At 60.7% G+C, this 23,307-nt stretch carries 22 protein-coding genes; 7 read left to right on the top strand and 15 right to left on the bottom strand.

What is annotated here, in order from left to right:
* Positions 1-70 precede the first annotated feature (70 nt).
* From H0Z09_RS01995 to H0Z09_RS01985, 3 genes are all read right to left on the bottom strand, one after another.
* Positions 71-997, bottom strand: a complete 927-nt coding sequence (locus tag H0Z09_RS01995) for an SdiA-regulated domain-containing protein (protein WP_186686630.1) — start codon at positions 995-997, stop codon at positions 71-73.
* A gap of 218 nt (positions 998-1,215) precedes the next feature.
* A complete protein-coding gene (locus H0Z09_RS01990) occupies positions 1,216-1,887 on the bottom strand; it encodes a fumarylacetoacetate hydrolase family protein (protein ID WP_186686627.1) in 672 nt (223 codons plus the stop codon).
* Between the two features lie 22 nt (positions 1,888-1,909).
* Positions 1,910-3,304 (bottom strand): FAD-binding oxidoreductase, encoded by a 1,395-nt coding sequence (locus H0Z09_RS01985; protein WP_186686624.1) that lies wholly within the window; start codon positions 3,302-3,304, stop codon positions 1,910-1,912.
* A gap of 205 nt (positions 3,305-3,509) precedes the next feature.
* On the opposite strand from H0Z09_RS01985, the gene serA reads away from it, so the two are divergent.
* Positions 3,510-4,739 carry a phosphoglycerate dehydrogenase gene (gene serA / locus H0Z09_RS01980; protein ID WP_076951925.1) on the top strand — a complete coding sequence of 410 codons (1,230 nt, stop codon included), beginning with the start codon at positions 3,510-3,512 and terminating at the stop codon, positions 4,737-4,739.
* Positions 4,740-4,807: 68 nt separating this feature from the next.
* Here serA and H0Z09_RS01975 read toward each other — a convergent pair whose 3' ends face one another.
* Positions 4,808-5,248 carry a DUF4399 domain-containing protein gene (locus H0Z09_RS01975; protein ID WP_186686622.1) on the bottom strand — a complete coding sequence of 147 codons (441 nt, stop codon included), beginning with the start codon at positions 5,246-5,248 and terminating at the stop codon, positions 4,808-4,810.
* A 134-nt stretch (positions 5,249-5,382) separates the two neighbouring features.
* On the opposite strand from H0Z09_RS01975, the gene H0Z09_RS01970 reads away from it, so the two are divergent.
* On the top strand, positions 5,383-5,877 hold the full coding sequence (locus H0Z09_RS01970) for a transporter substrate-binding domain-containing protein (RefSeq protein ID WP_186686620.1): 495 nt from the start codon (positions 5,383-5,385) through the stop codon (positions 5,875-5,877).
* A gap of 41 nt (positions 5,878-5,918) precedes the next feature.
* Here the strand turns inward: H0Z09_RS01970 and H0Z09_RS01965 are convergent, their stop codons facing one another.
* Complete coding sequence (locus H0Z09_RS01965; RefSeq protein ID WP_186687001.1) at positions 5,919-6,551, bottom strand: 2OG-Fe(II) oxygenase; 633 nt, start codon at positions 6,549-6,551, stop codon at positions 5,919-5,921.
* A gap of 131 nt (positions 6,552-6,682) precedes the next feature.
* On the opposite strand from H0Z09_RS01965, the gene H0Z09_RS01960 reads away from it, so the two are divergent.
* A complete protein-coding gene (locus H0Z09_RS01960) occupies positions 6,683-7,435 on the top strand; it encodes a DUF2059 domain-containing protein (RefSeq protein ID WP_186686618.1) in 753 nt (250 codons plus the stop codon).
* Positions 7,436-7,520: 85 nt separating this feature from the next.
* Here H0Z09_RS01960 and H0Z09_RS01955 read toward each other — a convergent pair whose 3' ends face one another.
* Positions 7,521-8,462 carry an alpha/beta hydrolase gene (locus tag H0Z09_RS01955; protein WP_186686616.1) on the bottom strand — a complete coding sequence of 314 codons (942 nt, stop codon included), beginning with the start codon at positions 8,460-8,462 and terminating at the stop codon, positions 7,521-7,523.
* A 99-nt stretch (positions 8,463-8,561) separates the two neighbouring features.
* On the opposite strand from H0Z09_RS01955, the gene H0Z09_RS01950 reads away from it, so the two are divergent.
* Positions 8,562-9,137, top strand: coding sequence for a DUF6436 domain-containing protein (locus H0Z09_RS01950; protein ID WP_186686614.1), 576 nt, complete (start codon positions 8,562-8,564; stop codon positions 9,135-9,137).
* A 30-nt stretch (positions 9,138-9,167) separates the two neighbouring features.
* Positions 9,168-11,522 carry a penicillin acylase family protein gene (locus H0Z09_RS01945; RefSeq protein WP_186686612.1) on the top strand — a complete coding sequence of 785 codons (2,355 nt, stop codon included), beginning with the start codon at positions 9,168-9,170 and terminating at the stop codon, positions 11,520-11,522.
* Positions 11,523-11,654: 132 nt separating this feature from the next.
* Here H0Z09_RS01945 and H0Z09_RS01940 read toward each other — a convergent pair whose 3' ends face one another.
* Entirely contained in the window at positions 11,655-12,557 is a 903-nt protein-coding gene (locus H0Z09_RS01940; RefSeq protein ID WP_186686609.1) for an AraC family transcriptional regulator, read from the bottom strand.
* A 101-nt stretch (positions 12,558-12,658) separates the two neighbouring features.
* Here H0Z09_RS01940 and H0Z09_RS01935 point away from each other — a divergent pair, with 101 nt between their 5' ends.
* On the top strand, positions 12,659-13,012 hold the full coding sequence (locus H0Z09_RS01935; RefSeq protein WP_186686606.1) for a carboxymuconolactone decarboxylase family protein: 354 nt from the start codon (positions 12,659-12,661) through the stop codon (positions 13,010-13,012).
* On the opposite strand, the gene H0Z09_RS01930 is transcribed toward H0Z09_RS01935, so the two are convergent.
* Positions 12,990-13,955: a GlxA family transcriptional regulator gene (locus H0Z09_RS01930; RefSeq protein WP_186686603.1), complete on the bottom strand. Its 966-nt coding sequence runs from the start codon at positions 13,953-13,955 to the stop codon at positions 12,990-12,992. The two genes, H0Z09_RS01935 and H0Z09_RS01930, sit on opposite strands and share 23 nt — an antisense overlap.
* 246 nt (positions 13,956-14,201) lie before the next feature.
* Here H0Z09_RS01930 and H0Z09_RS01925 point away from each other — a divergent pair, with 246 nt between their 5' ends.
* The gene (locus tag H0Z09_RS01925) at positions 14,202-14,843 is read left to right on the top strand and encodes an HD domain-containing protein (protein WP_186686600.1); all 642 of its coding nucleotides are present in this window, start codon (positions 14,202-14,204) and stop codon (positions 14,841-14,843) included.
* A 132-nt stretch (positions 14,844-14,975) separates the two neighbouring features.
* Here H0Z09_RS01925 and H0Z09_RS01920 read toward each other — a convergent pair whose 3' ends face one another.
* The 7 genes from H0Z09_RS01920 to H0Z09_RS01890 all read right to left on the bottom strand — a co-directional run bounded on the left by H0Z09_RS01920 (position 14,976) and on the right by H0Z09_RS01890 (position 23,277).
* Positions 14,976-15,860: an ABC transporter permease subunit gene (locus H0Z09_RS01920; RefSeq protein WP_057723417.1), complete on the bottom strand. Its 885-nt coding sequence runs from the start codon at positions 15,858-15,860 to the stop codon at positions 14,976-14,978.
* Complete coding sequence (locus tag H0Z09_RS01915; RefSeq protein WP_076951936.1) at positions 15,857-16,777, bottom strand: ABC transporter permease subunit; 921 nt, start codon at positions 16,775-16,777, stop codon at positions 15,857-15,859. Before H0Z09_RS01915 ends, H0Z09_RS01920 begins: the two co-directional genes overlap by 4 nt.
* The gene (gene potA, locus H0Z09_RS01910; protein ID WP_003176776.1) at positions 16,774-17,916 is read right to left on the bottom strand and encodes a polyamine ABC transporter ATP-binding protein; all 1,143 of its coding nucleotides are present in this window, start codon (positions 17,914-17,916) and stop codon (positions 16,774-16,776) included. The genes H0Z09_RS01915 and potA overlap by 4 nt, the downstream gene beginning before the upstream one ends.
* A gap of 62 nt (positions 17,917-17,978) precedes the next feature.
* The gene (locus H0Z09_RS01905; protein WP_186686597.1) at positions 17,979-19,073 is read right to left on the bottom strand and encodes a polyamine ABC transporter substrate-binding protein; all 1,095 of its coding nucleotides are present in this window, start codon (positions 19,071-19,073) and stop codon (positions 17,979-17,981) included.
* A 242-nt stretch (positions 19,074-19,315) separates the two neighbouring features.
* Positions 19,316-20,410, bottom strand: a complete 1,095-nt coding sequence (locus H0Z09_RS01900; protein ID WP_186687000.1) for a polyamine ABC transporter substrate-binding protein — start codon at positions 20,408-20,410, stop codon at positions 19,316-19,318.
* A gap of 85 nt (positions 20,411-20,495) precedes the next feature.
* Positions 20,496-21,860, bottom strand: a complete 1,365-nt coding sequence (locus H0Z09_RS01895) for an aspartate aminotransferase family protein (protein WP_186686595.1) — start codon at positions 21,858-21,860, stop codon at positions 20,496-20,498.
* A 58-nt stretch (positions 21,861-21,918) separates the two neighbouring features.
* A complete protein-coding gene (locus H0Z09_RS01890) occupies positions 21,919-23,277 on the bottom strand; it encodes a glutamine synthetase family protein (RefSeq protein ID WP_076951940.1) in 1,359 nt (452 codons plus the stop codon).
* Positions 23,278-23,307: the final 30 nt, after the last annotated feature.

Genomic DNA, 23,307 nt, shown 5'->3' with positions numbered 1-23,307 from the left:
TTTAAACTTAAACGCACCACGGTGTCTGGCCAATGCCGCTTTTAGAGAAATATCCGACGTGATTTATCTGCTATCTCTGCTTTTCGAAGCGATAGAACAGATTTGGCTCACTGACCATGTACAGCGTGCCGTCCTCGTCCATGGTCACCCCTTCCGCCCGTGGAATGGTGTTTTTGAGGCCGTTGAACCCGCCGAGCAAGGTCATGAAGCTGACCTGTTCGCCCTTCCCGTCCAACTCCAGCAACAGATGGGAGTCGGCCGACAACATCAGCAGATGGCCCGTGCGCGGGTCGACGGCCAGGGCAGAGAGGTTACGCATGTCCAGTTCGGTGCTGGCCCGCTTTTGCTTGTCGCCGGCCAACGTCTGGCCGCCGTCACTTTTCCAGGTAAACAGCGCCGGCGGGCGCTCTTCGCCCAATATCAGCTGTTGGTTGCGCTTGTCCCAAGTAACGGCTTCAAACGCTTTGTTCTGATCCTTGGACGGGCCCAGGTCATACGTTGGGAAGTCAGTCTTGTTCAATTGCTGGGTGGCGGCGTCGACCTTGACGATGGACAGGCTGTGCTGGCGCTCGTCGACCACGGCGATCAGGCCATTTTCCATCACCGCCACGCCTTCCGGGTTATCCCAGCCGTTGAGCGGCATCTTGCGCAGCACCTCGCCTTGCAGGCTCAACTCGACGAGGAACGGGTTCTTGCCCATCACTGCAAACAGGGTTTTGGTCTGAGGGTTGTAGGCGATGTCGGATGCTTCATCCTTCTCCATACCGGGCAAAAGCTTGCCATCGATGACTGCATGGTAGTCCGGCAGCCATACGCTTTCCTGGCGCTCGGCGGAAGTTTCGAAGCCTTCAAGCACCCACAGCACACCGCGATCATCCCAGTGCATGATCCAGGCAACGCCATACACGATAACGCCGGTCAGCAGCAGCCAGGAGTACCAGCGCAGGGCAAAACGAGAACGCGGCTTGGGTGTGGCGGAGGGCAGAGGCACGGCCATTGGGCGCTTTTTCCGGAAAGTCAGCATTGGGGGGGAAGCACAAGGCCAAGGATTATCCGGATGGCGTGTGAAAAAAATGCAAAACCTTGGAGTTTGCGGCTGCACACGAACCCTGTGGGAGCGGGCTTGCTCGCGAATGCGGTGGCTCAGTCAATACTTATGCGACTGACACACTGCATTCGCGAGCAAGCCCGCTCCCACATTTCGATCGCATTTCTTCAGGCTGAACGAACTGAGCTTTCGAAGCGATTCACACCCGACAACTCCAACACCAGCTCATCGCCCACATTCAGCGGACCCACGCCAGCCGGGGTGCCGGTGAGGATCACGTCGCCCGCCTGCAGCGAGAAGCAGCCGGCCATGTGCTGGATCATCGGGATGATCGGGTTGAGCATTTGCGAGCTGTTGCCGTTCTGACGCACTTGGCCATTGATGCTCAGGCGAATGCCGATGTCGGTCACGTCGGCAAAGGTACTGCTGACCACAAACGGTGCAATCACCGCCGCGCCGTCGAAGGACTTGGCGATTTCCCATGGCAGGCCCTTGGCCTTGAGCTCGGCCTGCTTGTCGCGCAAGGTCAGGTCCAGGGCCGGAGCGAAGCCGGAGATGGCGTCCAACACTTCTTCACGACTGGGCTTGTTCGACAACGGCTTGCCGATCAGTACCGCAATCTCCGCCTCGTAATGCACCGAACCGCGCTCGGTCGGGATGCTGAAACCGCCTTCCAACGGCACCACGCAACTGCCCGGCTTGATGAACAACAACGGCTCGGTGGGTACCGGGTTGTCCAGTTCCTTGGCATGTTCGGCGTAGTTACGCCCGATACACACGACTTTGCCCACCGGAAAGTGGATGTTGGTGCCGTCGACGTACTTGTGCTGGTAGCTCATGAAACGACTCCTTCAGGGGCGGTTAAACAGCGAAGATCTTGCCAGGGTTCATGATCCCGTTGGGGTCGAACACGGCTTTCACTGCTTTCATGTATTCGATTTCAACCGGCGAACGGCTGTAGGTCAGGTAATCGCGCTTGGTCATGCCCACGCCATGCTCGGCGGAGATCGAACCGTTGTACTTCGCAACTGTTTCAAATACCCACTTGTTCACGGTGGCGCACTTGGCGAAGAACTCATCCTTGCTCAGGTTTTCCGGCTTGAGGATGTTCAGGTGCAAGTTGCCGTCGCCGATGTGGCCGAACCAGACGATTTCGAAGTCCGGGTAGTGTTCACCGACAATCGCATCGATCTCCTGCAAGAACGCCGGCACTTTGGAGACGGTGACCGAAATGTCGTTCTTGTACGGTGTCCAGTGGGAAATGGTCTCGGAGATGTACTCGCGCAGCTTCCACAGGTTGTGCAGCTGGGTTTCGCTCTGGCTCATCACGCCGTCCAGCACCCAGCCCTGCTCGACGCAGTGCTCAAAGGTTTCCAGGGCATGGTTGGCGACTTCTTCAGTGGTGGCTTCGAATTCCAGCAGCGCGTAGAACGGGCACTCGGTTTCGAACGGCGCTGGCACGTCGCCACGGCCGAGGACTTTGGCCAAGGCCTTGTCCGAAAAGAACTCAAAGGCGGTCAGGTCGAGCTTGCTCTGGAACGCGTGCAATACCGGCATGATCGAGTCGAAGTCGGTGGTCCCCAGCACCATCGCGGTAAGGTTTTTCGGTGCACGGTCCAGGCGCATGGTGGCTTCGACCACAAAGCCCAATGTGCCTTCCGCGCCGATGAACAGCTGGCGCATGTCATAGCCGGTGGCATTCTTGATCAGGTCGCGGTTCAGTTCCAGCACATCGCCCTTGCCGGTGACAACCTTCATGCCGGCCACCCAGTTGCGGGTCATGCCGTAGCGAATCACTTTGATGCCGCCGGCATTGGTGCCGATGTTGCCGCCAATCTGGCTGGAGCCGGACGATGCGAAATCCACCGGGTAATACAGGCCGTTTTCTTCAGCGACGTTCTGCAATTGCTTGGTGACCACGCCCGGCTGGCACACGGCGGTGCGGTCGGTGAGGTTCACGTCGAGGATCTGGTTCATGTAGTCGAACGACACCACCACTTCGCCATTCGCCGCCACGGCGGCTGCCGACAGGCCGGTACGCCCGCCGGAAGGCACCAGCGCCACCTTGTGCGTATTGGCCCAACGCACGATGGCCTGTACCTGCTCGGTGGTCTTGGGAAAGACAATGGCAGTCGGCGCGGGTGCGAAGTGCTTGGTCCAATCCTTGCCGTAAGCCTCCAGGGAGTCGGCGTCGGTCAGCACTTTGCCGGGCTCAACCAGGGTCTTCAGCTCATCAATCAGGGCAGGATGGGTCATCGACAGAACTCTCGAACAATTCATGGTCATCCTGAGAACGCTTCACGTCGCAGGAATAGGTGTTTAGCGGGGCGCGTATGCTAGCATACCGCCCCCGCAGGACAGAGCCCAAGGGCGTTTCTGCGGTGACGGCTTTCCTGCCGTCCGGGTCAGCTTAAGCGATCCGATTCCCTGCCATTTTTCTCCGGGATACAGGTTTACGCAGATGAGCAAGACTTCTCTCGATAAGAGCAAGATCAAGTTCCTTCTTCTGGAAGGCGTCCACCCATCGGCTGTCGACGTTCTGAAAGCCGCCGGGTACACCAGCATTGAGTACATCACCAGTTCTCTGCCGGAAGCCCAGCTCAAGGAAAAGATCGCCGACGCGCACTTTATCGGCATTCGCTCACGCACTCAGCTGACCGAAGAGATCTTCGACCACGCCAAGAAGCTCGTGGCGGTTGGCTGTTTCTGCATCGGCACCAACCAGGTCGACCTCAACGCAGCGCGCGAGCGTGGCATCGCGGTGTTCAACGCACCGTACTCCAACACCCGTTCCGTGGCGGAGCTGGTGCTGGCCGAGGCCATCCTGCTGTTGCGCGGTATCCCCGAGAAGAACGCTTCCTGCCACCGTGGCGGCTGGATCAAGAGCGCGGCCAATTCCTTCGAAATCCGCGGCAAGAAGCTGGGCATCGTCGGTTACGGCTCGATCGGCACGCAGCTGTCGGTACTGGCTGAAGGCTTAGGCATGCAGGTGTTCTTCTACGACACCCTGACCAAGCTGCCGTTGGGTAACGCCACGCAAGTGTCGAGCCTGACCGAGCTGTTGGGCATGTCCGACATCGTCACCCTGCACGTTCCGGAAACCGCCGAGACCCAGTGGATGATCGGCGAGAAGGAAATCCGCGCCATCAAGAAAGGCGGGATCCTGATCAATGCCGCGCGCGGCACCGTGGTCGAGCTGGACGCCCTGGCCGACGCGATCAAGGACAAGCACCTGATCGGCGCCGCCATCGACGTGTTCCCGGTGGAGCCACGCTCCAACGACGACATCTTCGAAAGCCCGCTGCGTGGCCTGGACAACGTGATCCTGACCCCGCACATCGGCGGCTCAACCGCTGAAGCCCAAGCCAACATCGGCCTGGAAGTCTCGGAAAAGCTGGTCAAGTACAGCGACAACGGTACCTCGGTATCGTCCGTCAACTTCCCGGAAGTGGCCCTGCCGGCTCACCCTGGCAAGCACCGCCTGCTGCACATCCACCAGAACATTCCTGGCGTGATGATGGAGATCAACAAGGTCTTCGCGGAAAACGGCATCAACATCTCCGGTCAGTTCCTGCAGACCAACGAGAAGGTCGGCTATGTGGTGATCGACGTCGATGCCGAGTACTCGGACCTGGCGCAAGAGAAGCTGCAGCACATCACCGGCACGATTCGTAGCCGCGTGTTGTTCTAACGTTTCAAACGCCGCATAAAAAATGGGAGGCCCCGCAGGGGTCTCCCATTTTTTTGTCTGAACAACGCTTACTTGACGTTAACCGTGATGACTGTCGAGGCGACAGTCGGGTTGAACTGCATGTGCAGCTTGTCGCCGGCCACCAGTTGCAAGGTGTGCTTGCCAGGGGCGAGGGTCAGTTCGGTTTCGGTCTGGGCCTTGCCGTAATGGATCACGGTGTCGGTGGCCGGGATTGGCAACTTGGCGTCCGGCAGTTCTTTCTGGTCGATCAGCAAGTGGTGATGGCCGGTGCCAGCGGTTTGGTCGGTGGCCGGGGCCAACTTGAGGCCTTCCATGCCGAATTTGACGGTGAAGGTTTTGTCGACGGTGGCGCCATCCTTTGGCGACACGATGAACACTTTGGCGCCTTCAGGCGGCGCACTGCGCGGAATGCCGTCGGCGGCGGTGGCCAGCATCGAAGCACCCAACATCAGGGAGGCCAGGGTTGCACGTGACAAAAGGGCTTTCATTCGCTTCTCCAGTTTTTCTGTGAAATCTGTAGGGGGATGACAACTTCGTGACAAATTGCTGTCCAAGGCACTCGACACCATAGCAAAGCGATGCTGAACGGCGCCTCGCACATCTGAATTTTCTAGGAGTGACCATGCGCTTTTCGCCTGGCCTGTTACTGCTGCTTCCTCTTCTGAGCCCATTGGCTCATGCCGAATTAATCGACGACGTCAATGACCGTGGCGAACTGCGCATCGCCGTTGAAGCCAACACACCGCCGTTCAACTTCAAGCAAGGCGACAAACTCACGGGTTTCGAAGTGGAGCTGGGTGAGCAATTGGCCCAAGAGATGGACGTGCGCCCCTCGTTTATCACCACCGATGACACCGACCTGCTGCCGGGGGTGGAAACCGGCAAGTACGACGTGGCCATCAACCATATCGCTATGACTGCCGCGCTGCAGGATCGTTTCGATTTCAGTGTGCCTTACAACGAGAAGCCTGAGCTGGCGATACCGTTTCAGAAGGGTAATCCGGCGTTCAAGGTAAGTTTGGATGGGGCGCTGAAGCGGGTGAAGGACGACGGGCGATTGAAGGCACTGGCGCAGAAGTGGTTGGAAGGCGAAACACCAATCATCAAGACGCAGTGACGCTTTGGATTTGACCTATAGCTTCACAGAGCTGGGCAGGCTCAAAACGGCTCGTTGCCCCGCCGGCGAAACCAGCCGGTGAGGGACAGGCGTTCGCGCGTGGCGGGCATGACTTCGTGAGGCACTTCGCCCGAGAGGAACACCACCAGGCAACCGCCGCTGGGCACCACGTCGTATTCGACGCCGTCCTTGAGGTACATGCGCAACTGGCCGCCATGCTCGGGCAGCCAGGCGTCGTTCAAGTAGATGACCGCCGAGACCATGCGCCGGTCATCGTCGCGGAAACGGTCCAGGTGCTTGAGGTAGAACGCTCCCGGCGGGTACATCGCAAAGTGGCTTTCGAAATCTTCCAGGCCGAGGAACAGGCCGCGGTTCATCGCCAGGCGCAGGCTGTCCATGATCGCCATATAACTCTCGCAGACTGGCGCATCGCCCTCTTCCAGCCACTGGATATGGTCACCGCGAATGCCCTCGCGGATTTCCTGGGCCGGGCCGCGCCCAACCGCCGCCGGGGCCAGTTCACCCTCGGCCGCACGTTTACGGCACTCAGCCGCCAGTTCCAGGGTCAGAGCCTGGGGCAGGAAGCCGTCCTGCCGGGACCAGCCCTTTTCGGCCAGGTCGTCGACAATGCGTTGCAGCAAGGGGTGATCGAGGGGTATTTGCATGGCGCGCATAGTATCCATACGCCTGTGAATCCGACAGAGCCGCCGAGCGTCTGAATACACTTTAGTCAGGTGACTGATAGGACTTCTCGACAAATCCTACGCCCGACACGGACAATAGTGGCCGACTGACAGGAGTCCATATGCGTCGTTTGTTTTTTTCCTTGTTGATGTTCTGCGTTTTGCCCGCTTGGGCAGACGGCCATGACCAGTTGTACAAGGTCGCCGGCTGGGCCGAACAACGTGCGCATTTCAATGACGCCCTCAGTGCCGCCCAGCAGCGCTACCGCAACAGCCTGCCGCCGGCGGTGTACCAGGCGCTGGTGGACAACAGCAACAAGCGTTTTGCCGCCCAGGCCATGGACCAGCGTGCCGAAGCGCAATTGCGCAAGCACCTGGCGGACCCCAAACCCGCCCTGGCGTTTTTTCAATCGCCCTTGGGCCGCAAGATTGTGGCCGCCGAGTTGCAGGCCACACGCCGCGACCAACTGGCGAAAAACGCTCAGGGCTTGCCGAAAATCGAGGCCGATGCCACCCGCAGTCTGATCATCGGCCACCTGGCCCAGGCGCTGCCGGCCCGTGAAGCCGGCGCCGAAGTCAGCCTGGCGATTGCCGGTGTGGCGGCCGACAGCCTTAGCCAGATGATCCCCGGCCTGTTGGGCGGCGGTCAGGCACAGGGCATGTTGAATGGCCAGCGTGAGCGGTTGATGCAGCAGATCGACAAGGACCTGAACAACACCCTGTTGTATGTCTATCGGGATTTGTCTGACCCGGAGCTGGAAGAATTCGCGACCTTTGCCGAATCGCCGGAGGGCAAGGCGTATTACCAGGCGGCGCTGGCGGCCATACGCGCCGGCCTTGCAGTCGGCCAAAGTACCTCCAGCCTGGCGCAGTAACCTGTGGGAGCTGGCTTGCCTGCGATAGCGGTGGTGGCTGACACACCGCTATCGCAGGCAAGCCAGCTCCCACAGTTGGGCCGTGTTACTTCAGATGATCCGTCAAATAGCGGAAATACTCTTCGCGAATCTCCTCAATCTCATTCGCCAAATGATGTCTGCCCCTCGGCAGCATCAACACCTCGGGCTGCTCGAACTTGCTGCGCAGCACCTGCAGGTTGTGCTGCCAGTCCACCGTCATGTCCTCCTCGCCCTGCACAATCACTGGCCGCCTCGGGCTGCGCGGCGCGGCTTCGATGCGTTTGATCCAGCGCGCCAATGCGCCCACCCAGGCGGTCGGCAGTTGGCGCGGCTGCAGCGGGTCGGCCTCAAGGAAAGGTTTGAACGCGGGATCGTGGGTGTTCTCGCTGAACCGCCGCGCGATGCCGTTGACGAACGGCCGCAGCAGGTAGTAGCTGAGTTGCGACCAGCCCCAGGCACGTGGCCGCACCAACGGCGATAGCAGGAAGGTCTTGCCCTGGGCCGGGCTGCCGGCGCCATGGTTGAGCAGGTGATCCACCACCACCGCCCCGCCGGTGCTTTGCCCGAACAAGTGCCAGGGCTGCGGCAATTGCAATGCCTCGGCCTGGCTGAACAGGGCCTGCACCACGTCCTGATACACCGAAAATTCATCGATGCTGGCGCGCGGGCCGCTCGATAAACCATGGCCAGGCAGGTCGCAGGCGATCACCACGAAACCCTGGTCCAGCGCCCAGTCCACCACATGGCGGTACAACCCCATGTGGTCATAAAAGCCGTGGAACAGGAACATCGTCGCCACCGGCACTGGCGGCCACCACACCTGGGCGACCACCTCAAAGCCATCCACCTCGAAACGCCCCAGCCGGCTCACCACCGGGACGGTGCGTGCAGCCAGATCCAGCCCATAGAAACGCTGGTAGACCCGCGCCTCGGCCGAAAGCGGTTGCGCATCCACCAGGGGCCGCAGGCTTTCGCGCAGATGATCGGGGTCAAAGGTCACAGGCATAAAGGGTTCCAGACTGACGGCAGAGATGAATTTCAAGGTGCGATATTCATCTGTCAGGACAAGCATGGCAAGCTACGCGACCTTCGAGGATACATCTGAATGCGACAACCCCACCGCACCGCCTTGTTCGCCAGCCTGATCCTGGTTATCTGCGCCGGGGTGCTGTGGGTGGCCTATGACTGGTTCCAGGGCCGCTACCTGCGCGCCTTCAGCGAACACACGGCGGTCTTCTCCGGTGACCCGCTGAGGCTGCCGGCCGAGCTTGCGGGCCCGGGCCCGATCCGCCTGGTGCACTTCTGGGACCCGGCCTGCCCCTGCAACGTCGGCAACCAACAGCACTTGGGCGAGTTGATCGAGCAATACGCGCCCAAAGGCGTCGAGTTCTACGCCCTGCAAAAACCCGGCAGCCATGGCCAACTGCCCGAGAACCTGCGCCGGATGAAAATCCTCGATGCCCTGCCCGGCGCTGATCAAGTGCCGGCCAGCCCAGCCGTGGGCATCTGGGATCGCAGCGGCAAGCTCGCCTATTTCGGCCCCTACAGCGAAGGCCTTACGTGCAATGCCAGCAACAGCTTTATCGAACCGATCTTGAAGGCCCTTGAAGCGGGGCGACCGGTGAATGCCACGCACACCCTGGCGGTGGGCTGCTATTGTTCGTGGCCAAAAGGCTCATAGCTGCCACCCAACTCTTGGTAAGGAATGTCCATGAAGCGCGTCATGAGGACCCTCGCGGTGCTTGCGGTACTGATCGCCCTCGGCGCCGGCTGGTACGTATACAGCAAGCAGCCCACGCGCCAGGGCACAGTGACGCTGGCCAACCTGCAGGGCCCGGTCACCGTGCGTTACGACGACCGCGGCGTGCCGCACATTCGTGCCCGGAACGAAACCGACCTGTATCGCGCCCTGGGTTATGTGCACGCCCAGGACCGGCTGTTCCAGATGGAAATCATGCGGCGCCTGGCCCGTGGCGAGCTGGCCGAGGTGCTGGGGCCCAAGGTGCTGGAGACCGACAAGCTGTTTCGCAGCCTGCGCATCCGAGAGCGCGCCGACACCTATGTGGCGCAGCTCGATCATACGTCGGCCCACTGGAACGCCTTGCAAGCCTACCTGGACGGGATCAACCAGTATCAGGACAGCCACGCGCGGCCGATGGAGTTCGACGTACTGGGCATCCCCAAGCGACCGTTTACCGCCGAAGACAGCATCAGCGTTGCCGGGTATATGGCCTACAGCTTTGCTGCTGCGTTTCGCACCGAGCCCCTGCTGACTTACGTACGCGATCAATTGGGCAGCGATTACCTGAAAATCTTCGACCTGGACTGGCAGCCCCAAGGCGCCCTCAACCTCGCCGCCAGTGACTGGCAAACCCTGGGCGCCATCGCCGCCCTGAGCGAACAGGCCCTGGCCGACAACGGCTTGCCGCAGTTCGAAGGCAGCAACGCCTGGGCCGTCAGCGGTAACCGCACCAAGAGCGGCAAGCCGTTGCTGGCCGGTGATCCGCACATTCGTTTTTCGGTGCCGTCGGTATGGTACGAGGCGCATCTGTCGGCGCCGGGTTTCGAGTTGTACGGTTATCACAACGCACTGGTGCCGGTGGCCTTCCTGGGGCATAACCTGGATTTCGGCTGGAGCCTGACGATGTTCCAGAACGATGACCTCGACTTGATCGCCGAGAAGCTCAACCCGGACAACCCCAACCAGGTCTGGTACCACGACCAATGGGTGGACATGACCCGCACAGAGCAGCAGATTGCGGTGAAAGGCCAGGCGCCGGTGACCTTGACCCTGCGCCAATCCCCTCACGGGCCGATCATCAATGACGTGCTCGGCGAGAGCGCAGGCAAGACCCCGATCGCCATGTGGTGGGCATTCCTGGACACCCAGAACCCGATCCTCGAAGGTTTCTACCAGCTCAACCGCGCCGACACCCTGGCCAAGGCACGCGCGGCGGCGTCGAAGGTGTCCGCGCCGGGCCTGAATATCGTGTGGGCCAATTCCAAGGGCGATATCGGCTGGTGGGCGGCGGCGCAGTTGCCGATTCGCCCGGCCGGAACCCAACCTGGTTTTATCCTCGACGGCAGCACCGCCCAGGCTGACAAGCTGGGCTTCTACCCGTTCAGCGCCAACCCGCAGGAAGAGAACCCGGCGCGCGGTTATCTGGTCTCGGCCAATGCCCAGCCGGTTTCACCGACCGGCATGGAGATCCTCGGCTATTACAATTTGGCCGACCGTGGCCAGCAATTGAACCTGCAACTGAGCGATAACCGTGTGAAGTGGGATGTCGACAACAGCCAGGCCTTGCAGTTGGGCACCACCACGGCCTTCGGTCCGCGCCTGCTGGCGCCGCTGTTGCCGGTGCTGCGCGACGTGGTCAAGGACCCGGCGCAGTTGAAACAGGTGGAGCAACTGGCCGCCTGGAAAGGCGACTACCCGCTCGATTCCACCAGCGCCACGTTATTCAACCAGTTCCTGTTCAACCTGGCTGACGCGGCCTTGCGCCCGAAGCTCGGCGACGCCATGTTCAAGACCCTGCTCAGCACCCGCGTGATCGACGCCGCCCTGCCCCGCCTGGCCGCCACGCAGGATTCGCCGTGGTGGGACGGCAAGCGCGCCGACACCGTCAAGCTCGCCTGGGACAACAGCCTTGCGCATCTGAAGGCCACCTTCGGCGATGACCCGAGCCAATGGCAATGGGGCAAGGCACACACCCTGACCCACGGCCACCCGCTGGGCTCGCAGAAGCCACTGGACCTGATCTTCAATGTCGGCCCGTTCCCGGCACCGGGCAGCCACGAAGTGCCGAACAACCAGTCGGCCAACATCGGCCCCGCGCCTTGGCCCGTCACCTATGGGCCATCCACCCGCCGCCTGATCGACTTCGCCGACGCGGCCCACGCACTGACCATCAACCCCGTGGGGCAAAGCGGTGCGCCATTTGACCGGCACTACGGCGACCAGGCGCAAACCTACATCGAAGGCGGCTACGAACAGGCGCACTTTAGCGATGAGGAAGTAACGGCGAATACGCGCGGTACGCTCAAGCTGCTACCTGCCAGATGACCGCAATCAATGTGGCAGCTGGCTTGCCTGCGATGCAAACGCCTCGGTTTTCCAGTTAAACCGACGTGATGCTATCGCAGGCAAGCCAGCTCCCACACAAGCCACTCCCACATTGAAGCTAAACCGAGGCTGTTATTTTGCCCGCAACCGCCCCGGCGCCTCGCCGTAGGCCTCCTTGAATTTCTTGCTGAACGCCGCCTGGGACTGGTAGCCCACCTGGGCGGCGATATCCAGCAGGCTCAGGCGCGACTGACGCAGCAGGTTGAATGCCCGTTCCATGCGCAACTGGGTCAGCAACACCCAAGGCGACACGCCCGCCACTTTGACGAATGCACGCATGAACGTGGCGCGCGACATCGTTGCGGCAGCGGCCAGGCTGTCAATGGTCCACGCATGCCCAGGATCGCTCAGCATCGCCTGCCATGCCTTGCTCAAGCGCTTGTCGGTGAGCAGGGCAAAGGTGCCGGCAGCCGGCGCCTGCAGGGTCAGCCAGGCGCGCAGAATCAGGGTAAACAGGGCTGACGACAACGCGTCGATAAAGGCGCGCGCGCCCACCTGCTGGCCGTCCGCTTCACTGCGCAACAAGGCGATCAAGGCCGCAAGCTGCCCATCGGCCTGCCATTGCCGGCTGGACACCACCAGGTATTCCGGCAACGCGCCGAACAACAGTGATTGGCGGTTGTAATGAAAACTGCCGCAGAGCATGTCCAGGTCCGGCCGGTCGCCGCCCAATCGGTGCACCCTGAGCACACCGCCTTCGATCACCTTGGGCTGCATAGGCTTGATCCGCGCGCCCTGGCTGCGCAACAGGTGAGTGGCGCCGCCAGGCATCAATAGGACATCGCCCTCCTCCAAGGTCACGTGCTGCCCACCCGACAACTCGGCACGGCAGGTGCCGCCGAGCACGATGTGATAAGGCGCTACGCCCAGGTTTTCCGGGGCGTGGTCCAGGGCCCACTCGCCTTGGAACTGGCAGCGCAAATCCAGGCTGCCGCGCAGGTTGGCCAGTGCGATGAGGGTGTCGATCGAATTCATTTGCGAGCATCGGTCAAAAAGATGAACGGATTGAACAATAACGCCGCGTCCGAACGGTACAGACTAGCTTTACACCACCCACCCGTTCAGGAGTTACCGCAATGTTCAATAACTGGTCCGACTTGCTGCCTACCGTGAAGAAAGCCTTTGGCGCGCTGGGCAAGAGCAATCCGAAGATGGTCAAAGCGTACATGGCGCTGGGCGAAGCGTCCGAGGAAAACAATGTACTCGACGCCAAGACCCGCGAGCTGATTTCCATCGCCGTGGCCATCACCACACGCTGCGACGGTTGCATCGGCGTGCATGCCGACGCTGCGATCAAGGCCGGCGCCACCCGCGAGGAAGTCGCCGCCACGCTGGCCACGGCGATCTCGCTGAATGCCGGCGCGGCGTACATCTACTCGCTGCGCGCGCTGGAAGCCTACGACACGCTCAAACCGGCGCCGCAAAGTTAAGCCGGAACTGTTGCGGCGTCACGCCCAGCCGGCGGTTGAACACACTGCGCATGTGCTGGGCATCACGGAACCCGCATCGATAGGCCACGGTCTTGAGCGGCACGGGGCTGCTTTCGAGCATCACCCGCGCCGCGTCCACCCGCGCGCGCTCGACAAACTCCGCGGGCGTTATCCGCGCCTCACGGGCAAACACCCGGGAGAAATTGCGCGCGCTCATATTGGCCGCCCTGGCCAGGTCGGCGATGGCCAAATCCCCCGTCAGGTTCGCCAATACGTAAAGCTGCACCTGCGCTACCGCTGACGTTGTTTCAGCGTGCGGCGTGAGGAACGGGCTGAATTGCGACTGCCCGCCCGCACGCTGGGTGAACACCACCAGCCGCTTGGCCACGCTCAGCGCGACTTCCGGGCCGTGGTCCTGGGCCAGCAAATACAACGACAAATCGATACCCGCCGTCACCCCGGCCGAGGTGTAGAGGTTATCGTCCTGAACATAGAGGCGGTCGGCTTCGACCTGGGCCGTGGGGCACAGGCGCGCCAGCTCGGCGGCATCGTTCCAATGGGTGGTGACGGTTTTGCCGTCCAGCAACCCGGCACGGGCCAGCATGAAAGCGCCGTTGCAGATCGAACCGAAGCGCTGCGCACGCGCGGTCGCGCCACGCAGCCAGTCATCGAACTCGGCGCCAAAGTCTTCAAAGGGCAACTGCGGGCCGCCAGCGACCAGCAGCAGGTCGTAGGCCTGCAGGGCTTCGCTGTAATGCCGGTGGGCCTGCAACGACAGGCCGTTGGAAGCCGCCATATTGCCGTGGCCGAAACCGATGACCTCCAACTGATAGTGCTCCTGCGGTGGCAGAAACCGGTTGGCCTCGCAGAACACGTCCATGGGGCCGGTCACGTCCAATGACTGGACGCCGGGGAAGATCAGGATGGCGACGGTTTTGCCCATGCACGACACACCTTATCTAACTGGATAAACACAAATCCCTGTGGGAGCTGGCTTGCCTGCGATGCAGACGCCCCGGTCCATCAGGTATACCGAGTAGATGCTATCGCAGGCAAGCCAGCTCCCACATTTGATCGGGTACACCCTTGGCGCGATGTGAAGGCACATTGGCCGACATCGCTCCCCCGCCAAGGTAGCTGCCTCACGGACACGCGACCAGACTGGAACCCTTTCCAGAGGAGAACCACCATGCGCACCACCATCGCCGGCATCCAGATCCCCGATAGCGCCCTGGCCAGGGCCACCACCGAATACATCCGTGACGTCGAATCCGATCTGCTCTATCACCATTCCCGCCGGGTGTTCCTGTTCGGCGCGCTGAGCGGCGAGCGCAAACAGTTGGCCTACAACCCAGAGCTGCTGTATGTCGGCGCGATGTTCCATGACCTGGGCCTGGTCGAAGGCCACCGCAGCGACAATGAACGCTTCGAAGTGGACGGCGCCAACGCAGCCGCTGCCTTTCTCAAGCCTTACGGGCTGAGCGATGACGATATCGAGCAAGTGTGGCTGTCCATTGCACTGCACACCACGCCAGGCGTGCCGCAGCATTTGCGGCCGACCGTGGCGCTGGTGACTGCCGGGGTGGAAATGGATGTGCTGGGCATGGACTATGCCGCGTTCAGCACTGTGCAGCGCGAAGCCGTGGTGCATGCGCATCCACGCGGTGAAGGGTTCAAGGAGTGCATCATCTGCGCCTTCGCCGACGGCTTGCGCCATCGCCCGCAGACCACGTTTGGCAACGTGAAGACCGATGTGCTGGTGGATCAGGAGCCGGGGTTCAAGCCGATGAACTTTGTGGAGGTGATTCGTAAGTCGCCGTGGGTGGCTTAGTTGACCTGAAATGCAATCAACTGTGGGAGCTGGCTTGCCTGCGATAGCGGTGTATCAGTCGACAGATGAGTCGACTGGCACGGCCTCATCGCAGGCAAGCCAGCTCCCACATTTTTTACCGCGTTCCGTCAGTTAGACCGGTGCAGGCGCGCGGCGCTTGTCCGGCTGCTGCCAACCATCGGCAGCCGCTTCTTCGATCGCTTGCTGGATGGCCTTCTTGCGGTGTTCCTCGGCACGGCGGCTGAAGAACCACACCAGGAAGGTCACCAACGACACCGCCAGCAGGATCAGGCTGGCCACGGCGTTGATCTCGGGTTTGACCCCAAGGCGCACCGCCGAGAACACTTCCATCGGCAATGTCGTCGAACCCGGTCCCGACACGAAGCTGGCCAATACCAAGTCATCCAGGGACAACGCGAACGACATCATGCCGCCTGCCGCCAACGACGGCGCGATCATCGGAATGGTGATCAGGAAGAACACCTTCCACGGCCGCGCGCCCAGGTCCATCGCCGCTTCTTCGATCGACAGGTCCAGCTCACGCAGGCGCGCCGACACCACCACCGCCACATAGGCCGCACAGAACGTGGTGTGGGCGATCCAGATGGTGACGATGCCACGCTCCTGGGGCCAACCGATCATCTGCGCCATGGCCACGAACAGCAGCAACAGCGACAGACCGGTGATCACTTCCGGCATCACCAGCGGCGCCGTCACCAGGCCACCGAACAGCGTGCGGCCCTTGAACTGGCTGATGCGCGTCAACACGAATGCCGCCAGCGTACCCAGGGCGACCGCAGCCACCGCCGTGTAGCAGGCGATTTCCAGCGAACGCGCCACCGAGCCCATCAATTGGGTGTTGTCCAGCAGGCCCACGTACCACTTGATCGACCAGCCGCCCCACACCGTTACCAGCTTGGACTCGTTGAACGAGTAGATCACCAGGATCAGCATCGGCAAGTAGATGAACAACAAGCCTACGACCAGCATGAAGCTGGAGAAACGAAAGCGTTTCATATCTTGCCCTCCAGCTCTTTGGCCTGGCTGCGGTTGAACAGGATGATCGGCACGATCAGGATCGCCAGCATCACCACCGCCAGGGCGGACGCCACCGGCCAGTCACGGTTGTTGAAGAATTCCTGCCACAGCACTTTACCGATCATCAGGGTTTCCGGACCGCCGAGCAGTTCCGGGATCACGAACTCGCCCACTACCGGGATAAAGACCAGCATGCAGCCGGCAATGATGCCGTTCTTGGACAGCGGCACGGTGATCTTCCAGAAGCTGTTGAAAGTGCTCGATCCCAGGTCGGACGCGGCCTCCAGCAGGCTCTGGTCGTGCTTCACCAGGTTGGCGTACAGCGGCAGGATCATGAACGGCAGGTAGGAATAGACCACGCCGATATACACCGCGATATTGGTGTTGAGGATCTGCAGCGGCTCGTTGATCAGCCCCATGGACATCAGGAAGCCATTGAGCAGACCGTTGTTGCTCAGAATGCCCATCCACGCATACACGCGGATCAGGATCGCGGTCCAGGTCGGCATCATGATCAGCAGCACCAGCACGGTCTGCATCTCTTTGCGCGCAGTGGCAATGGCGTAGGCCATCGGGTAGCCGATCAGCAGGCACAACAGCGTGCTGAAGAACGCCATCTTCAGCGAGCCCAGGTACGCGGAGATGTACAGGTCGTCGCCGGCCAGCAGTTGGTAGTTGGCCAGGTTCAGCACCAGCTGCAGCTTTTGCTCAACGTAGGTGTAGATCTCGGTGTAGGGCGGAATCGCCACGTCGGCTTCGGCAAAGCTGATTTTCAGCACGATGAAAAACGGCAGTGCGAAAAACAGGAACAGCCACAGGAACGGAATCCCGATGACCACCTGCTTGCCGGTGGGGACGATGCGATCCAAGCGCCGCTTGAACTTCTTCATGTTCATGAGCGAAGTACCACGCCGCTGTCGTCTTCCCACCACACGTAGACCTGGTCACCCCAGGTCGGACGCTGGCCACGGCGCTCGGCGTTGGCCACGAAGGACTGCACCAGCTTGCCGCTCGGCAGCTCCACGTAGAACACCGAGTGGCCGCCCAGGTAGGCGATGTCATGCACCTTGCCGCTGGACCAGTTGTGCTCGCAGGTCGGCATTTCGGTGGTGACCAGCAGCTTTTCCGGGCGGATGGCGTAGGTCACCGACTTGTCTTCCACCGCGGTGGCGATGCCGTAGCCGACGTAGATGTCACGGTCCAGGTCCGGGCACTTGAGCACCGCGTGGCCCTCGGCGTCATCCACCACTTGGGTGTCGAAGATATTGACGTTGCCGATGAACTCGCACACCAGGCGGCTGGTAGGCGTTTCGTAGATGTCGATCGGGCTGCCGATCTGCGCGATCCAGCCCAGGTGCATGATCGCGATGCGCTCGGCCATGGTCATGGCCTCTTCCTGGTCGTGGGTCACCATCACGCAGGTCACGCCGACGCGCTCAATGATCTCCACCAGCTCAAGCTGCATCTGCGAACGCAGTTTTTTGTCGAGCGCGCCCATCGGCTCATCGAGCAGCAACAGTTTCGGGCGCTTGGCCAAAGAGCGGGCCAAGGCCACACGCTGGCGCTGGCCGCCGGACAACTGGTGCGGCTTGCGCTTGGCATACTGGCTCATCTGCACCAGCTTGAGCATCTCGGCCACACGGGCGTCGACCTCGGCCTTGGGAATCTTGTCCTGTTGCAGGCCGAAGGCGATGTTCTGCGCCACGGTCATGTGCGGGAACAAAGCGTAGGACTGGAACATCATGTTGATCGGCCGCTCGTAGGGCGGCATATCGGTGATGTCCACCCCGTCGAGGTAGATGCGGCCTTCGGTCGGGCGCTCGAAGCCCGCGAGCATACGCAGCAAGGTGGACTTGCCCGAACCCGAACCGCCGAGCAAGGCGAAGATTTCGCCTTTCTTGATTTCCAGGGACACATCGTCCACGGCAATCGTCTCGTCGAACTTCTTCGTGACCCGGTCGATTTTGACCAGCACCTTTTTCGGTGTCTGGTCGCCCTCGAGGGCTTTCTTATAGGCGCCGGAGGCAACTGCCATTTACGAAACTCCCAACAAATTTGCAGTCCGCCCCAGGTGAGCGAACTTGGATAGTTTGAGCCTTACTTGCCCGTCTTGACCTTGGTCCAGCTGCGGGTCATTAAACGCTGCACCTTGGGGGGCAACTCGAAGTTGACGAATGTCCTGTCGAGCACCGCCTGCGGTGGGTAAACCGCTTCGTCGGTGCGTATCGATTGCTCCATCAGTTTGTCCGCCCCAGGGTTGGGGTTGGCGTAACCGACATAATCACTGACCTGGGCGATCACCTCAGGTTGCAGTAAATAGTTGATGAACGCGTGGGCCTCCTTGACGTTGGTCGCATCCTTGGGGATGGCCAGCACGTCAAACCACAGGTTGCCGCCTTCCTTGGGAATCACGTAGGCAATGTTCACGCCTTTGCCCGCCTCGGCCGCGCGGGCCTTGGCCTGGAACACGTCGCCGGAGAAACCTGCCGCTACGCAAATGTTGCCGTTGGCCAGGTCCGAGATGTACTTGGAAGAATGGAAGTAGGTCACGTAAGGACGCACTTTGAGCAGCTTGGCTTCGGCCTTCTTGTAGTCTTCCGGGTCGCTGCTGTTGGGATCCAGGCCCATGTAGTTGAGCACCGCCGGCAGCATTTCATCCGCCGAGTCCATGAACGATACGCCGCACGAGGCCAGCTTCTTCATGTTTTCCGGCTCGAACAGCACGGCCCAGGAATCGATATGGTCGACGCCCAGCACTTCCTTCACTTTATCGACGTTGTAGCCGATGCCGTTGGTGCCCCACAGGTACGGCACGGCGTACTGGTTGCCCGGGTCGTTCTTTTCCAGGCGTTTGAGCAACGCCGGGTCGAGGTTGGCGTAGTTCGTCAGCAATGACTTGTCGAGCTTCTGGAACGCCCCGGCCTTGATCTGCTTGCCGAGAAAGTGGTTGGACGGCACGACCACGTCGTAGCCGGTACGCCCGGCCAGCAGCTTGCCCTCCAGGGTTTCGTTGGAGTCGAAGACGTCATACACGGGCTTGATGCCGCTGGCTTTTTCGAAGTTGGCCAGGGTGTCGGTACCGATGTAGTCCGACCAGTTATAAATATGCACCGTGGGTGCGGCCTGCACGCTGACAGCCAGCGTGATACCTGCACCCACCAGCAAGGCTTTGCGAAATAAAGAAATTGGCAAGTGGAGGTCCTCTAAAATAGTTGGGCCTTAAAGTTGTTGCCCGGCAACAAAACCGGCGCGCAACTTACCCTCGATAAACCGATCCGGCAAAACTTTCTATCACTTAATTTGCAGGAGCTGGTTTATGTGGGAGCGGGCTTGCTCGCGAAGGTGGCGTATCAGTCGATACATAGGCTGGCTGACACACCGCCTTCGCGAGCAAGCCCGCTCCCACACAAGCTCGCTCCTGCAGGTTTTTTGCGTTACTTGCCGGATTTGATCTTGGTCCAGCTGCGTGTCATTTCACGCTGGGTTGCAGCCGGCAAATCAGCAATGGCGTAGAGCTTGGCCTGCACATCCGCTGGCGGGTAGATGCCCGGGTCGCTGGTGATGTCTTTGTCGACCAATGCGGTGGCTTTCTCGTTACCGTTCGGGAAACGCACGCTGTCGGTGATCGAAGCCATCACTTCTGGCTTGAGCAAGTAGTTCATGAACGTGTAGGCGGCGTCGACGTTTTCGGCATCTTTAGGGATGGCGACCATGTCGAAGAAGCTACCGGCGCCTTCTTTCGGAATGTCGTAGGCCACTTTCACCTTGCCGCCGGCTTCAGCCGCGCGGGACTTGGCCTGCTGGATGTCACCCGAGTAGCCCACGGCTACGCAGATGTTGCCGTTGGCCAGGTCGGAGATGTACTTGGACGAGTGGAAGTAACCGATCGAAGGACGGATCTTGAGGAACAACGCCTCGGCTTGCTTCAAGTCGTCTTTTTTCTGGCTGTCGGTGGGCAGGCCGAGGTAATGCAAGGCGATCGGCAGCATTTCGGTGGGCGAATCGAGGAAGCTCACGCCGCAGCTCTTGAGCTTGGCGATGTTCTCAGGCTTGAGCAGCACGTCCCACGAATCGATCTTGTCCACGCCCAGCGCAGCCTTGACCTTCTCCGGGTTGTAGCCGATGCCGATCGAACCCCACATGTACGGGAAGGCATGCTTGTTGTCCGGGTCGCTGACCGACACGGCTTTAAGCAGAGACTTGTTCAGGTTGTCGTAGTTGGACAGCTTGGACTTGTCCAGCTCCTGGTAGACGCCGGCCTTGATCTGCTTGGCCAGGAAGTTGTTCGACGGCACGACGATGTCGTAGCCGGACTTGCCTGCCAGCAGCTTGGCTTCCAGGGTTTCGTTGCTGTCGAAAACGTCATACACCACCTTGATGCCCGACTCTTTTTCAAAGTTGGCGATGGTGTCCGGTGCGATGTAGTCGGACCAGTTGTACACATGCAGCACTTTATCGTCTGCCTGCACCGCGCCCGCCATTGCGCCCATCAGGGACAAGGCGAGGAGGGTCTTGCCGGCGTTCTTCAAACCTGATGCCTTCATTTGGTGATGCTCCAATTTTTTTCTTTATTAGCCACAGCCTGCGTTATTTGCCGCAGGCGCAGACTAGCACTTAGCCCTGCAATGCCGCCAAGGTCAGGTCCAGGCATGTACGCGCCTTGGTCACCAACTCGTCGATTTCGGTCTTGCTGATCACCAGTGGCGGCGAAATGATCATGGTGTCGCCCACCGCGCGCATGATCAGGCCGTTATTGAAGCAGAAATTGCGGCAAATCATACCCACGCCTTTGCCTTCATAACGCTTGCGCGTGGCCTTGTCCTGCACCAGCTCGATCGCACCGAGCATGCCCACACCGCGCACTTCGCCCACCAGCGGATGATCCGCCAATTCCCTCAGACGCTTCTGCAAATACGGTGCCGTTTCGTCGTGAACGCGGCTGACGATCTTTTCATCGCGCATGATGCGGATGTTTTCCAGCGCCACCGCAGCGGCCACCGGGTGGCCGGAGTAGGTGAAGCCGTGGTTGAAATCACCGCCTTCGTTCAGTACGGCCACCACTTCATCGCGCACGATCAGGCCACCCATGGGGATGTAACCCGAGGTCAGGCCCTTGGCGATGGTCATCATGTGGGGCTTGAGGTCGTAGAAATCGCTACCGAACCACTCACCGGTGCGGCCGAAACCGCAGATCACTTCATCGGCGACAAACAGAATGTCGTATTTGGTGAGGATTTCCTTGATGCGCGGCCAGTAGCTAGCAGGCGGAACGATCACGCCACCGGCGCCCTGGATCGGCTCGGCAATAAAGGCACCGACGCTGTCCACGCCCAGTTCGAGGATTTTCTCTTCCAGCTGGTTGGCCGCCCAGATGCCGAATTCCTCAGGGCTCATGTCACCGCCTTCGCCAAACCAGTACGGCTGGGCGATGTGGGTGATGCCAGGGATCGGCAGGTCGCCCTGCTCATGCATGTAGGTCATACCGCCCAGGCTGGCGCCGGCCACGGTGGAGCCGTGGTAGCCGTTCTTGCGGCTGATGATGGTTTTCTTGTTGGGCTGGCCCTTGATCGCCCAGTGGTGGCGGACCATGCGCAACATGGTGTCGTTGCCTTCGGAGCCGGAACCGGTGAAGAACACGTGGTTCATGCCGGCAGGCGCGATATCGGAAATGGCCTTGGCCAGTTCCAGCACCGGCGGGTGAGCGGTCTGGAAGAACAGGTTGTAATACGGCAGTTCTTTCATCTGATTGGCGGCGGCGTCAGCCAGTTCATCGCGACCGTAACCGATCGCCACGCACCACAGGCCGGCCATGCCGTCGAGGATCTTGTTGCCTTCGCTGTCCCACAGGTAAACGCCGTGGGCTTTGGTAATGATGCGTGGGCCTTTCTCCTTCAATTGCTTGAAGTCGCTGAACGGCGCCAGGTGGTGATCGCTGCTCAAGGCTTGCCATTCACGGGTTTGCGGGTTGTTGCTGGACATACCACTCTCCTAGACTTTTCAGTGAAGGGCGCACTGTTCCCACAGCGCGCCCGGCGCATCAGACGGCGAAGAGCAGGAATTCCCGCTCCCACGAACTGATCACGCGCTTGAAGTTTTCATGCTCGGCCCGCTTGACCGCGACGTAGCCTGTGATGAACTTCTGACCCAGGTATTTCTCGATGGTCTTGCTGTTTTCCATGCGCTCCAGAGCGTCTTCGATGGTCAACGGCAGGCGCAGGTTGCGGCGCTCGTAACCACGGCCCACCACCGGCGCGCTCGGGTTATGGCCTTCAACCATGCCGATGTAGCCGCACAGCAGGCTGGCGGCAATCGCCAAGTACGGGTTGGCGTCGGCGCCCGGCAGGCGGTTTTCCACCCGCCGGTTCTGCGGGCCGGCATCCGGTACGCGCAGGCCGACAGTGCGGTTTTCTTCGCCCCACTCCACGTTCACCGGCGCCGAGGTGTCAGGCAGGAAGCGGCGGAATGAGTTCACGTTGGGGGCGAACAACGGCAGCAATTCGGGAATGAATTTCTGCAGGCCGCCAATGTGGTTGAGGAACAGCTGGCTCATGCTCCCGTCTTCGTTGGAGAAGACGTTCTTGCCGGTGGTGATGTCGATGATGCTCTGGTGCAAGTGCATCGCGCTGCCAGGCTCGCCGGTCATGGGCTTGGCCATGAAGGTGGCGGCCACGTTGTGCTTGAGCGCGGCTTCACGCATGGTGCGCTTGAACACCAGGATCTGGTCGGCCAGGGACAGGGCATCGCCGTGACGGAAGTTAATTTCCATCTGCGCGGTGCCGTCTTCATGAATCAGGGTGTCGAGGTCCAGCTCCTGCAGTTCGCACCAGTCGTAGACGTCTTCGAACAAAGGGTCGAATTCGTTGGCCGCTTCTATAGAGAAGGATTGGCGACCGGTCTCCGGGCGACCGGAACGGCCAATTGGCGGTTGCAGCGGGAAGTCCGGGTCTTCGCAGCGCTTGGTCAGGTAGAACTCCATCTCCGGCGCGACGATGGGCTGCCAGCCGCGATCAGCGTAGAGCTTGAGGACTTTCTTGAGCACGTTGCGCGGCGACAGCTCGATCGGGTTGCCTTGCTTGTCGTAGGTGTCGTGGATCACTTGGGCGGTCGGCTCGATGGCCCAGGGCACCAGGAACACCGCGTTCTGGTCGGGGCGGCAGATCATGTCGATGTCCGCCGGGTCGAGCAATTCGTAATAGATGTCGTCTTCGACATAGTCCCCGGTCACGGTCTGCAACAGAACGCTCTCGGGCAGGCGCATGCCTTTTTCGGCGATGAACTTGTTGGTCGGCGAGATCTTGCCCCGGGTGATGCCGGTGAGGTCGCCAATCATGCATTCGACTTCTGTGATCTTGTGGTCTTTCAACCAATCGGTGAGCTGGTCGAGGTTGTTACTCATAAATGCCTCTGGGCTGGGTTTCCTGGCATC

The organism is Pseudomonas sp. SWRI18, from assembly GCF_014268345.1.
Lineage (GTDB): Bacteria > Pseudomonadota > Gammaproteobacteria > Pseudomonadales > Pseudomonadaceae > Aquipseudomonas > Aquipseudomonas cedrina.
Note: the sequence above shows the minus strand (reverse complement) of the source record. Positions and strands in the feature narration are given on the sequence as shown.